The organism is Streptomyces griseorubiginosus (assembly GCF_017614965.1).
GTDB lineage: Bacteria > Actinomycetota > Actinomycetes > Streptomycetales > Streptomycetaceae > Streptomyces > Streptomyces griseorubiginosus_B.
The window spans coordinates 1-12,314 of the sequence record NZ_WVUG01000054.1; the positions used below are offsets into that span (position 1 = coordinate 1).

At 72.0% G+C, this 12,314-nt stretch carries 10 protein-coding genes; all 10 read left to right on the top strand.

All coding sequences use genetic code 11. The annotated features are described in order from the left end of the window. Positions 1 to 1,488: Pls/PosA family non-ribosomal peptide synthetase (locus GRC12_RS13410; RefSeq protein ID WP_368861484.1), on the top strand; the 1,488-nt coding region annotated here is incomplete at its 5' end. A gap of 38 nt (positions 1,489 to 1,526) precedes the next feature. Then, positions 1,527 to 3,665 carry a non-ribosomal peptide synthetase gene (locus GRC12_RS13415; protein WP_208779460.1) on the top strand — a complete coding sequence of 713 codons (2,139 nt, stop codon included), beginning with the start codon at positions 1,527 to 1,529 and terminating at the stop codon, positions 3,663 to 3,665. After that, positions 3,662 to 4,666, top strand: coding sequence for a TauD/TfdA family dioxygenase (locus GRC12_RS13420; RefSeq protein WP_208779461.1), 1,005 nt, complete (start codon positions 3,662 to 3,664; stop codon positions 4,664 to 4,666). Before GRC12_RS13415 ends, GRC12_RS13420 begins: the two co-directional genes overlap by 4 nt. Next, the gene (sbnB, locus tag GRC12_RS13425; RefSeq protein WP_208779462.1) at positions 4,663 to 5,694 is read left to right on the top strand and encodes a 2,3-diaminopropionate biosynthesis protein SbnB; all 1,032 of its coding nucleotides are present in this window, start codon (positions 4,663 to 4,665) and stop codon (positions 5,692 to 5,694) included. Before GRC12_RS13420 ends, sbnB begins: the two co-directional genes overlap by 4 nt. A 36-nt stretch (positions 5,695 to 5,730) precedes the next feature. Continuing rightward, positions 5,731 to 6,696 carry a 2,3-diaminopropionate biosynthesis protein SbnA gene (gene sbnA / locus GRC12_RS13430; RefSeq protein ID WP_208779463.1) on the top strand — a complete coding sequence of 322 codons (966 nt, stop codon included), beginning with the start codon at positions 5,731 to 5,733 and terminating at the stop codon, positions 6,694 to 6,696. A 59-nt stretch (positions 6,697 to 6,755) separates the two neighbouring features. Then, positions 6,756 to 8,390, top strand: a complete 1,635-nt coding sequence (locus tag GRC12_RS13435) for an acyl-CoA dehydrogenase family protein (RefSeq protein WP_208779464.1) — start codon at positions 6,756 to 6,758, stop codon at positions 8,388 to 8,390. A gap of 345 nt (positions 8,391 to 8,735) precedes the next feature. Further along, positions 8,736 to 10,052, top strand: coding sequence for a helix-turn-helix domain-containing protein (locus GRC12_RS13440; protein WP_208779465.1), 1,317 nt, complete (start codon positions 8,736 to 8,738; stop codon positions 10,050 to 10,052). A gap of 147 nt (positions 10,053 to 10,199) precedes the next feature. After that, positions 10,200 to 11,474, top strand: coding sequence for a hypothetical protein (locus GRC12_RS13445; RefSeq protein WP_208779466.1), 1,275 nt, complete (start codon positions 10,200 to 10,202; stop codon positions 11,472 to 11,474). A gap of 13 nt (positions 11,475 to 11,487) precedes the next feature. After that, positions 11,488 to 12,060, top strand: coding sequence for a GNAT family N-acetyltransferase (locus GRC12_RS13450; RefSeq protein ID WP_208779467.1), 573 nt, complete (start codon positions 11,488 to 11,490; stop codon positions 12,058 to 12,060). A 127-nt stretch (positions 12,061 to 12,187) separates the two neighbouring features. Next, on the top strand, positions 12,188 to 12,271 hold the full coding sequence (locus tag GRC12_RS46915; protein ID WP_309486338.1) for a putative leader peptide: 84 nt from the start codon (positions 12,188 to 12,190) through the stop codon (positions 12,269 to 12,271). The last annotated feature ends 43 nt before the right edge of the window (positions 12,272 to 12,314 follow it).

A 12,314-nucleotide genomic window follows, 5' to 3' on the forward strand; every position in this document is an offset into this window, starting at 1 on the left:
GACTACGTCCGCGTCCCGCCGGCCCCCTGCTCCGCGACGCGTCGCGCGGTCTACGCCCTGGCCGGCCTGCTGCGGACGCTGCTGCTCTACGTCCCGCTGGCCGTGGGCGGAAGCTACCTGCTGCTGACCCTGGTCCCCGCCCTGGACGCCCTGCTCGACCCCAGCTCCCAGGACCTGACCACGGCGCGCTTCTACGGCGAGGCGCTGGGCCTGTCGCTCGCCGCCTACGCCGGCTACCTGGTCCTCGGGCTCGCCGCCGTGTCCCTGCTTCCGCGAGCCCTGAGCCCGCTGCTGCGCCCCGACCGGGTCTATCCGCTCTACGGCTTCCACTACTCCGTGCAGCGTGGAATCGCCCGCGTCACCAACATCAAGTTCTTCAAGTGGCTGTGCGGCGACAGCTCGTACATCGTCCCCTACCTGCGCGCCATCGGTTACGACCTCTCGCGGGTGGAGCAGACCGGCTCCAACTTCGGCACCGAGGTGCAGCACGAGACGCCGTACCTGGCCACCGTGGGCAGCGGCACCATGGTCGCCGACGGCCTGTCGATCGTGAACGCCGACTTCTCCGGCACGTCGTTCCGTGTCTCGCGCGCGACGATCGGAGGGCACAACTTCCTCGGGAACAACATCGCCTACCCCAGCGGTGGCCGCACCGGCGAGAACTGTCTGCTGGCGACCAAGGTGATGGTCCCGTTGGACGGCGAGATCCGTCAGGGCGTGGGCCTGCTGGGCTCGCCCTGTTTCGAGATCCCGCGCTCGGTGGAACGCGACAGCCGCTTCGACCATCTGCGCGAGGGGGCCGAACTGCGCCGCGGGCTCGCCCTGAAGAACCGGTTCAACCTCCGTTCCATGGGGCTGTTCCTGTTTCTGCGCTGGCTGGACTGGTTCGTGCTCGGCGTGATCGGCTTCGCCGCCTTCGACCTGTACGGCGCCCACGGCACGGCCGGCGGCCTGCTGATCGGTGCGTCCCTGATCGTCGGACTCGCTTTCAGCACCGGTTACTACGTACTCGTGGAGCGGCTGATCGGCCGGTTCCGGCCGCTGACGCCGAAGCTGTGCTCGATCTACGACCCGTACTTCTGGTGGCACGAGCGGCTGTGGAAGGTGCCCGACAACCATCTGGTCGTCTTCAACGGGACACCGTTCAAGAACCTGGTCTGGCGGGCGCTGGGGGTCCGGCTCGGGCGGCGGGTCTTCGACGACGGCTGCTACATCACCGAGCGCACCCTCGCCACGATCGGCGACGACTGCACGCTCGCCGCGCACACCAAGGTGCAGGCCCACTCCCAGGAGGACGGCACCTTCAAGTCCGACCACATCACCATCGGGGCCGGCTGCACGCTCGGCACCGGAGCGCTCGTGCACTACGGCGTGTCCATGGGCGACGGGGCCGTCCTCGCGCCCGACTCCTTCCTGATGAAGGGCGAGGAGATGCCGGCCGGGGCGCGGTGGGGCGGAAACCCGGCGGTCGCGCCACGGCACGGCTGACCGGACGGCAAGGAAAGAAAACAGGGGGAACAAGATCCATGGACATCATCCCGCGCTGGACGCTCGACCCGGTACCGGGCGTCGCGGAGTACGACATCGCACTGCCGGAGAGTGTGCCGAGCGATCCGTCGGCCCTCGCGGCCGCCCACCTCAGGGTGCTCGCCGAACTCTCCGGGGAACCCGGAGCACCGGCCCTCGCCGACCCCGGTGTGCGGGTCGCTCTCCAGGGCCGCACCCTGCGCCTGCGCTACCGCACCGACCTTCTCGACGCCGCGGCCGCCGCCCGTGTCGCCGGATACCACCTCACCGCGCTCACCGACCCGCACCGGCCCACCCTGCTCTCCGAGGAGGAACTCCGCTTCCAGCTGGACGAGCTGGCGGGTCCTCGCCGGCAGCTGCCCGACCGGCGGGTGCACGAACTGTTCGAGGAGCGGGCGGCGCTGCACCCGGACGCGGTGGCCGTCGTCCAGGACGGCCGGCGCTGGACGTACGGCGAGTTGAACTCCCGTGCCAACCGCATAGCGCGGGCGCTGCTCGCCCGGGGGCTGCGGCACGAGGGCGTGGTCGCCGTGGTCATGGAGCGGAACCTGGACTGGGCGGCGGCCGTGCTCGGCGTCCTGAAGGCGGGCGGAGTGTATCTGCCCGTCGAGCCGCACTTCCCGGCCGACCGGATCGCGCGGACCCTGGAGCGGGCGGAGTGCGCCCTGGTCCTCACCGAGCGCGGCAGCGACACCCGGGTGGGCGGGCGCGTCCGGAAGCTGTTCGTGGACATGGCGTACGGCGAGGGGCACGCCGAGCGCGATCTCCGCCTGCCCGTCACCGCCGGCCAGCTCGCCTACATCTACTTCACGTCGGGCTCCACCGGTGAGCCCAAGGGCGCGATGTGCGAGCACGCCGGATTCGTCAACCACGTCCTCGCGAAGATCGCCGACCTGGGCGTCGGGGCCGGGCGGACGGTCGCGCAGACCGCGCCGCAGTGCTTCGACATCTCCCTGTGGCAGCTGGTCACCGCGCTGCTGGTCGGCGGGCGGACGCTGATCGTCGGGCAGGAGACGATCCTCGACGTGCCGCGGTTCGTCGACACGATCGCGCGGGGCCGGGTGAACGTGCTGCAGGTCGTGCCGTCGTATCTGGAGGCGGTGCTGGCCGAGTTGGAGCAGCGGCCGCGCGAACTGCCGGACCTGCGCTGCGTCTCGGTGACCGGGGAAGCGGTGAAGCGGGAACTGGTCGAGCGCTGGTTCAGCGTCGAACCCGGCATCCGGCTGGTCAACGCCTACGGCCTCACCGAGACCTCGGACGACACCAACCACGAGGTGATGGACCGGGCGCCGGACGGGCCCCGGGTGCCGCTCGGGCGGCCGATCGCGAACGTCCGCGTCTACGTCGTCGACGAGGATCTGGTGCCCGTGCCGCTGGGCGCGCCCGGCGAGATCGTCTTCTCCGGGGTCTGCGTGGGCCGCGGGTACGTCAACGACCCCGAGCGGACCAAGGCGGCCTTCACCGACGACCCGTACCGGCCCGGCGAACGGCTGTACCGCAGCGGGGATCGCGGGCGCTGGCGGCCGGACGGGAAGCTGGAGTTCCTCGGGCGCCGGGACAGCCAGGTCAAGGTGCGCGGATTCCGGGTGGAGATCGGCGAGATCGAGAACGCGCTGCTGCGGGTGGACGGGGTGCGCGACGGCGCGGTGGTCGTCGTGGGGGGCACGCGGCTGGTGGCGTTCTGCACGGGGCCGGAGCCGGTGGACGCCGATCGGGTGCGGGCTCGGCTGGCCGAGTCGCTGCCGGAGTACATGGTGCCGGCGGTCGTGCACTGGCGGGAGCGGCTGCCCCTGACCGGCAACGGCAAGACCGACCGCAAGGCCCTCGACCGTCTTGCCGGGCGCCTGGACCGCGAAGCCTCCACGGACCTGCGGCCGGACGGTGAAGCCTCCGGTGACCCGGACAGCCCCGGCGAGCGGCGCATGGCCGCCGCCTGGGCCCAGGTGCTCGGCATTCCCGCGGACCGGATCGGCCGCCGGGACCACTTCTTCGACCGCGGCGGCACCTCGCTGTCCGCCGTGAAGCTCGCGATCGCCCTGGACCGGGCGGTCACCATCGACGACGTCAACCGCCACCCGGTCCTCGCCGACCTGGCGGGCCTGCTGGACCAGCGCCACGGAAAGGAACAGGTGCGATGACGCACGTGTACCCGGCTCTTTCGCCCGACATCGACACAGCCCCCGGCCGTCCACCGCTCCTGCACGCCGAGCCCGAGGCGGGAGCGGAGAGTTGGGCCGCCGAACACCGTGAGGCGCTGCGTGCCGCGGTCGCCGAGCACGGCAGCCTGATGGTCCGCGGGCTCGGCCTGACCGAACCGGCCGCCGCGGGGGCGGTGTTCCGGCACCTCACCGACGCCCTGATGGCCGACCGCGAGCCGTTCGCGCCCCGCCGCACCTACGGCGACGGCGTGTACTCCTCCTCCAAGTGGCCGCCCAACCAGCAGATGTGCATGCACCACGAGCTCAGCTACTCCCTCGAGTTCCCCGGTCTGCTGCTCTTCGCCTGCCTGGAGGCGCCGGAGTCGGGCGGGGCGACCGCTCTCGCCGACGGACCGGCGGTGCTTCAGGCGCTGCCCGCGGAACTGACCGAACGGTTCGAGCGGGAGGGCTGGCTGCTGACCCGGACGTACAACGACGAGATCGGCGCCACGGTCGAGGAGGCCTTCGGCACCGACGAGCGGGCTGCCGTCGAACGCCACTGCCGCGCCCACGCCATCGAGTTCGACTGGCAGGACGACGGCTCCCTGCGCACCCGGCAGCACCGCGCCGCGGTGGTCCGGCACCCGGCCGACGGCCGGCGTTGCTGGTTCAACCAGGTCGCCTTCCTCAACGAGTGGACCATGGACCCCGAGGTGCGCGAGTACCTGGTCGACATGTACGGCCCCGACGGGCTGCCCTTCAACACCCGCCACGGCAACGGCGATCCGCTCGACGAGGGCGTCGTACGCGCCGTCAACGAGGTGTACGAGGCGCACACCCTGCGCGAGCCGTGGCAGTCCGGCGATCTGCTGCTCGTCGACAACATCCGCACGGCGCACGGCCGGGAGCCCTTCGAGGGCCCGCGCGAGGTGCTGGCCGCCCTCGGCGATCCCGTACGGCTGACCGACTGCGCGCCGGCTTTCGAGGTGAGGACCGTATGACCGCCGCCACCGCACCGTCCTTCTCCGTCATCTCCGGTGAGCAGGTCCAACAGGCCCTGCACGGGCGGGAGTCCGAGATCGCCGAGCTCGTCGAGGCCGTCTACCTGCTGCACGGGGCGGGCGAGTCGGTGAACCCGCCGTCGTACTTCCTGCGCTTCCCGGACCGCCCGGCCTCCCGGATCATCGCGCTGCCCGCCTCGCTGGGCGGACCGCTGCGGGTGGACGGACTGAAATGGATCTCCAGTTTCCCGGAGAACACGCGGTCCGGCCTGCCGCGCGCCTCGGCGGTGCTGATCCTGAACGATCCCGAAACCGGTTACCCGTTCGCCTGTCTGGAGAGCTCGGTCATCAGCGCCACCCGCACGGCCGCCTCGGCCGCGCTGGCGGCCGACCGGCTGAGCCGGAGCCGACCGCGGCCGACGCGGGTGGGGTTCGTGGGAACCGGCCTGATCGCGCGCTACATCCACACCCATCTCACCGCCACCGGCTGGGAGTTCGAGGAGACGGGCGTGTACGACGTGTCGTCGCGCAGCGCGGCGGGGTTCCGCGGCTATCTGGAGCGGACGGGCGCGAAAGGGAGGATCGGTGTGCACGAGGACGCCGAGTCCCTGGTCCGCGCCTCGGACCTGCTGGTCTTCGCGACGGTCGCCGCCGAGCCGCACGTCCACGACCCGTCGTGGTTCGCGCACCGTCCGCTGGTGCTGCACGTGTCGTTGCGGGACCTCGATCCGAGGATCCTGCTCGACTCGGCCAACTACGTGGACGACGTCGAACACTGCCTGAAGGCACAGACCTCGCCGTACCTGGCCGAACAGCTCACCGGGGGCCGCGACTTCCTGGACGGCACGCTCCACGACGTGCTGACCGGCCGGGCGAGCGTCCCGGGCGACCGGACGGTGGTGTTCTCGCCGTTCGGACTGGGGGTGCTCGACCTGGCGGTCGGCAGGTTCGTCCACGACGAGGTGGCCCGTCGGGGCGGGCTCAACGTCGTCGAGGGGTTCTTCCACGAGCTGCGCCGGTACGGCTGACCGGCCCGGCTGCGTGACGCATGAGAAGGGGACATCATGCCCGTCATTTCCGACCCTGTTCAGTTCAACGAGGAGGAGCTCTATGTCGACCTGCGGGCCGCGCTGGGGCTGCCGCTGTACCTGAAGTGCGAGGGGTTCAACTTCGCCGGCTCCATCAAGATCAAGGCGGCCACCGAGATGGTGGACGCCGCCGAGCGGGACGGGCTGCTGCGGCCCGGATCGGTGCTGGTCGAGTCGTCGTCCGGGAACCTGGGCGTCGCGCTCGGCGTGATCGCGGCCAGCCGTGGACACCGGTTCCTGTGCGTCACCGACGCGCGCTGCAACGAGCCGACGATCCGGCTGATGGAGGCGCTGGGCAGCGAGGTGCACGTGATCGAGGAGCCGGATCCGCGCGGCGGTTTCCTGGGCGCCCGGATGGCGTACGTGGGAGCGCTGTGCGCGTCCGACGACAGATACGTGTGGCTCAACCAGTACACCAACCACGGAAACTGGAAGGCGCACTACCGGACGACCGCGCCGGCCATCGGCCGCCGCTTCCCGCATCTGGACGTCCTGTTCGTCGGGGCCGGCACGACCGGGACCCTGATGGGCTGCGCCCGCTGGTTCTGGCAGTGGCGGCGCCGGGTGCGGATCGTGGCCGTCGACAGTGTGGGCTCGGTGAGCTTCGGCGGGGCGCCGGGGCGCCGGATGATCCCCGGCCTTGGCGCGAGCGTGCCGCCGCGGCTGCTCGACGAGTCGTACGTCGACGACCTGGTCCGGGTGGAGGAGAGCGACACGGTGCTGGCGTGCCGGCGGCTCGCCGCCCGGGGCTTCCTGTTCGGCGGCTCGACGGGCACGGTGATCAGCGGCGCGGGCCAGTGGCTGGCGGAACACGGCCACAAGGGCCTCACGGCGGTGGCGATCGCCCCGGACCTCGGCGAGCGCTACCTGGACACGGTGTACCGGGAGGGGTGGCCGTCGGACGCGCTGGAGCGGGAGCCGGCTATGGCCCGGCTCGCGTGACGCACCACCCGGCGCGCTGAAGTGTGCTGACCGGCGCCGGTACGGGGTACTTTCGCGGCATGGCAGGCACCACGCACACCGTGACCAACCAGCCCCCGCCTCTGACCGGCTACGACGTCTTCGGCGCCGACCATGCCCTGACCGCGGCCGTGGAGCGCCACCTCGCCCCGGGTCTGCTCGACGAGGTCCACTCCGAGCTGTCGGCGCTCGGGCAGTCCGCCGGGTCGGCGCAGCTGCAGGAGTGGGGCGCCCAGGCCAACGAGAACCCGCCCCGGCTGCGTACGCACGACCGCTACGGCCACCGTGTCGACGAGGTCGATTTCCACCCCGCCTGGCACCGGCTGCTCGGCAAGGGCGTCGCGGCCGGGCTGACCGCCGCCTGGGCCCGGCCAGGCGGCCATGTGCGCAGGGCGGCGGCGTTCGTGGTGTGGACCCAGGTGGAAGCCGGCAACCTCTGCCCTCTGTCGATGACCCACGCCGCCGTCCCCGCCCTGCGCACCGATCCCGCTCTCGCCGCGGAGTGGGAGCCGCGGCTGACGTCGATGATCTACGACCGTGAGCTCAGGCCGGCCCGGCTCAAGGCCGGCTCCCTGTTCGGCATGGGCATGACCGAGAAGCAGGGCGGCAGTGACGTACGGGCGAACACGACCGCCGCCCGGCCGCTCGCCGCGGACGGAGAGTACGAGCTCACCGGACACAAGTGGTTCTGTTCGGCGCCCATGTCCGACGGGTTCCTGGTGCTCGCGCAGGCGCCCGGCGGACTGACCTGTTTCCTCGTGCCGCGGGTGCTGGAGGACGGTTCCCGCAACGTCTTCCTCATCCAGCGCCTCAAGGACAAGCTCGGCAACCGGTCGAACGCCTCGAGCGAGGTCGAGTTCGACGGGACCTGGGCGCGCCGGGTCGGCGAGGAGGGGCGCGGGGTGCCCACCATCATCGACATGGTGGCCGCGACCCGGCTGGACTGCGTGCTGGGCTCGGCGGGCCTGATGCGGCAGGCGGTCGCGCAGGCCGTGCACCACTGCGCCCACCGGGAGGCCTTCGGCGCGAAGCTCGCCGACCAGCCGCTGATGCGCAACGTGCTGGCCGACCTGGCACTGGAGTCGGAGGCGGCGACCACCCTCGCGCTCAGGCTCGCGGCCGCCTGCGACGAGGGCGGCGAGCAGGAGCGGGCGCTGCTGAGGATCGCCGTACCGGCCGCCAAGTACTGGGTGACCAAGCGGTGCGCCCCGGTCGTCGTGGAGGCCGCGGAGTGCCTCGGCGGCAACGGTTACGTCGAGGAGTCCGGCATGCCCCGGCTGGTGCGCGAGTCACCGCTGAACTCGGTCTGGGAGGGCGCCGGAAACATCCAGGCGCTGGACGTGCTGCGCGCGCTGCGACGCGAGCCGCACGCCTTGAACGCCTACCTCCAGGAGGTCGGCGAGGCCCGCGGCGCCGACCACCGCCTCGACGGCGCGATCAAGGACCTCCTGACCGAACTCTCCGACCTGGACGGTATCGAGACCCGGGCCCGCCGCCTGACGGAGCGCCTCGCCCTGGTCCTCCAGGGCTCCCTCCTGGCCCGCTTCGCCCCACCGGAAGTCGCCGACGCCTTCTGCGCCTCCCGCCTCGGAGCCGACGGAGGCCCAACCTTCGGCACCTTGCCCCACACCCTGGACCTGAATGCGGTGGTGAACCGAGCCCGCCCTACGAACTGACCTAAGCACCAATGCCCTAAAGGGGCGCGGGGAACGGCGCGAACAACCACAAACCGCCCCGCACCCGCCGAATCACACCAGGCCGCACCCCATGAGGCGCACCCGGCCAAATCGCCGAAGGCAGGGGTGGTGCTGCGCCGACACGGCACCACCCCCGCCGCACTGGCCCGTTCGAGGCCGTGAACGCCGCTCGGGACGGCGTCGCTCAATATTCAAACAAGCTCGGAGCGTTCACCAGGGTTGCAAGGGGTTGCAACTTGCTGCTGTCTGTGGCCGGACTGTGTCCGTCCGTCAACCGGGACCGGCACTATGAGACGGACAGTCAAGACGACCCCGGGAGGATCAGTGGCACTCTCGCCGACGGACGTGGCGCAGCTCGCCGTGGTCGACGCGGCGCGTGCGGCGCGGGTACTCAGCGAGGTCCGTTCCGCCACGCTCGCCGGCGGGCGCGGCCCCGTCGCCCCGCGCCCGGTGATCGAACAGTCCTGGGAGCGCATGCTGCGCGGCGGCATCGATCCCGACCGGGACCGGCGCTCCGGCCTGCTCTCGCCCGAGGAGGTGCGCAGGCGCCGGGAGACCACGGAGCTGCGGCACGTCCTGCCCGTGCTGCGGGAGGGCCTGCTGTCGGTGGCGGACGTCGCCCACCACATCATGGTGGTCGCCGACCAGGACGGCCGGGTGCTGTGGCGGGAGGGCAGCCCCGCGGTGCTGCGCCGGGCCGACGGGCTCGGCTTCGAACTGGGCGCGGACTGGCGGGAGGACGTCGTCGGCACCAACGGCATCGGCACCCCGGCGGTGGTACGGCGGCCCGTGCAGGTCTTCGGCTCGGAGCACTTCGTGCGCTCGCAGACGAGCTGGACGTGCAGCGGCGCCCCGATCACCGATCCGCGTGACGGCCGGCTGCTCGGCGTGGTGGACGTCAGCGGGCCGCTGGAGACGATGCACCCGGCGACGCTCGCCTGGGTCGACTCGGTGGCCAAGCTCGCCGAGTCCCGGTTGCGCGAGCTGCATCTGGGGTCGCTGGAGCGGCTGCGGGCCACGGCGGCCCCGGTGCTGGCCCGGCTGAGCGGGCAGGCCCTGGTGGTGGACCGGGACGGCTGGACGGCCGCGGTCACCGGGATGCCGTACACCGGTCGGATCGCCCTGCCCAAGTCCCTGTCGCCGGGCCGCCGGTGGCTGCCGCCGCTCGGGCTGTGCTCGGTGGAGCCGCTGGCCGGGGGCTGGTTGGTGCGCGCCTCGGCCGAGCCGGGGCCGCGGACGGCCACCCGGGTCGTGCTGGACCTCTCGCAGCCGCGCCGCTGGTCGGTGACGGTGTCCGGGAGCGCCGGCTCCTGGAGCCGTGAACTGAGTCCTCGGCACGCCGAGTTGCTGTACCTGCTGGCGCTGCGGCGGGGCGGGCACAGTGCCGCGGGGCTGGCCGAGGAGGTGTTCGGCGACCCCGCGCGCACGGTGACCGTGCGCGCCGAGATGTCCCGGGTGCGGCGCTACTTGGGCGGTGTGCTGGAGCACCGCCCGTACCGCTTCGGGGAGGACTCGGAGGTGGAAGTGGTGCTGCCGGACGATCCGCGCGATCTGCTGCCGCACTCGACGGCGCCCGCGGTCGTGGGCGCGCGGACGACGGACGGGATGCCCCGAATGTGTCCTTCCGGTCCCACGGAGTGACCGTGACGCACCATCTTCCGCATATTTGCAGGGTCTTCGTGCCGAGCCGCCCTTGACTGCCGTAGCATCCCTCTACGGGCCACCCCACCTGCGCCTTTGGTCAACACAAGGACCATTGGCCGCAGTTGGCTCGCCTCGGGAGGACCTATGAAGAGTCGTGGCAGGCACCGTCGGCAGAAGCGCGGCCGCGCGCTGCGCGCTTTCCTCGCCGGGACCGCCCTCGCGCTCACCGCGGCCGCCACCATGATCAGCGCCTCGCAGGCCACGGTGAGTGAGGACCCGGGCGGTCTGAAGGCGCTCGACACGGCCGGGACCTCTCGTTTCCCGCTTCAGGAGCACCTGGTCCCGCGGGCCGCCCTGGACCGGCTCGCCTCGGCGATGGGCAGACCCGTCGGGGTGCGCTCCGTCCTCGCGGACACCGACCGCTCGCTGCGCACCCCGGCCGACTGCACGACCGCCGACCGCTCGGCGCTGCCGGTCGAACCGGCGGCCACGCGCGCGTACTGCTGGGACGCCGCCGACACCCGCGGCTGGCGGGCCGGCGCGGTGACGACCTCCGGGGACGCCGACGACGACGGCCACTGGGGCGACGACCGGGTGATCCTCTCCGGCTGGAGCCACGACACCGGCCGCGCGGGCAGGCCGGGCCCGGCCCGGGTCGCCTTCGTCAACGCCGACGACCCGGACCACCTCACCTACACCTGGGCCCTGCTGGCCGTGCCGACCGACGGCGGCCGCAACTACACGGGCCTGGCCTCCACCGTCTCGGGACTGGTCTGGTACCAGGACAAGCTGCTGGTCACCACCGCCGAGGGCCTGTACGTCTACGATCTGCGGCGCGTCCAGCGGGCCTCGGTGGACAGCGACCGGGTGGGCAGGGTCCACGGCGGCTGGTCGGCGTACGGCGCCCGCTATGTGCTGCCCGCCGTGGGGTCGTACGCGCTCGGCCGGGGCACCCCGCGCCCGGCGGCCGTCTCCCTCGACCGCAGCACCGCACCCGACAGCCTGGTGGCGAGCGAGGCGGTGCCCGCGAACAGCGACCGGCCCACCCGACTGTGGCGCTACCGCTTCAGCAGCGATCCCGCCCGCGCCGGCCTGCTGGCCACCGACAGCGAGGGACGGGCGGTCGCCAGCGAGGCGTACGAGACGAAGACGACCGGCATCGCCGGCGTCCTGTCGTACGGCTCCGACTGGTATCTGGACCGGCCGTCCGACAGTCGAGACGACCGGGGCACCCTCTGGCGGCAGAACCGGCAGGACGCGAAGGCCACCGAGTGCGGTTCGGACGACTCGCACCACTGCTGGGGCGGCCGGGCGGGCTCGCTGTCCTTCTGGGAGGAGACCGGCGAGGTCTGGTCCCAGTCGGGGCGGATGCTGTACGCGCTGCCGCTGAGCTCGATCGACAGATCCCTGGCCGAATGATTTTCTGGCGGGCATGACGAACATCCCCGTGACCACCTGGTCGCTGGAGCAGACCGCCCCGACCGACCTCCTGCCGGCCGCAGCGCCCGAGGGGGACGTGCGGATCGTCCGCTCCGAGGTGCCCTCCCCCGAGTTCAGCCGTTTCCTGTACGCGTCCGTCGGCGGTGACATCCGCTGGATCGACCGGCTCGGCTGGAGCCACGCGCGATGGCTGGAGCACCTTCGGCGGCCGGGCGTGGAGACCTGGGTCGCCCACGACCGGGGCACGCCCGCCGGTTACGTGGAGCTGGAGCCGCAGGACGACGGCGTCGTGGAGATCGTCTACTTCGGGCTGATCCCGGCCTTCCGCGGCCGGCGCATCGGCGGGCACCTACTGTCGTACGGCGCCGCCCGCGCCTGGGACCTCGCGGACCGCTGGCCGGGGCTGGCCGCGACCAAGCGGGTCTGGTTGCATACGTGCAGCCTGGACGGGGAGCATGCGATGGACAACTACCTCCGGCGGGGCTTCAAGCTCTTCGACACCAAGGTCGAGGAGCAGCCGGAGGTGGCCGCACCGGGTCCCTGGCCGGGGGCATACCGCGTCTGACCTGCGCGGACAAGAGTACGTACGGCGCATGTGATCGACGACACCCTTGTCTCATCGAACGAGACAAGGATGTCCGCATGGCGGACGAAGCTGGACTGTGTCCAGACTGCCATGACACGCTTCCGTCATGTCTGGAACTGGAATTGCCTTGGTGAGTCGGCGGCACGTCGACCTCGGCCGCATGTCCAGCGCCATCTGTCCGGCGAGCTGACAGCCACAGCGAAGCCCGACATCTCCTGACATTCCCTCTCTTT

Excerpts from the sequence above, each read along its gene's own strand:
- GRC12_RS13450 (WP_208779467.1), top strand. The coding sequence starts at position 11,488 with ATGACGAACATCCCCGTGACCACCTGGTCGCTGGAGCAGACCGCCCCG.
- sbnB (WP_208779462.1), top strand. The coding sequence starts at position 4,663 with ATGACCGCCGCCACCGCACCGTCCTTCTCCGTCATCTCCGGTGAGCAG.
- GRC12_RS13415 (WP_208779460.1), top strand. The coding sequence starts at position 1,527 with ATGGACATCATCCCGCGCTGGACGCTCGACCCGGTACCGGGCGTCGCG.
- sbnA (WP_208779463.1), top strand. The coding sequence starts at position 5,731 with ATGCCCGTCATTTCCGACCCTGTTCAGTTCAACGAGGAGGAGCTCTAT.
- GRC12_RS13445 (WP_208779466.1), top strand. The coding sequence starts at position 10,200 with ATGAAGAGTCGTGGCAGGCACCGTCGGCAGAAGCGCGGCCGCGCGCTG.
- GRC12_RS13420 (WP_208779461.1), top strand. The coding sequence starts at position 3,662 with ATGACGCACGTGTACCCGGCTCTTTCGCCCGACATCGACACAGCCCCC.
- GRC12_RS46915 (WP_309486338.1), top strand. The coding sequence starts at position 12,188 with ATGTCTGGAACTGGAATTGCCTTGGTGAGTCGGCGGCACGTCGACCTC.
- GRC12_RS13435 (WP_208779464.1), top strand. The coding sequence starts at position 6,756 with ATGGCAGGCACCACGCACACCGTGACCAACCAGCCCCCGCCTCTGACC.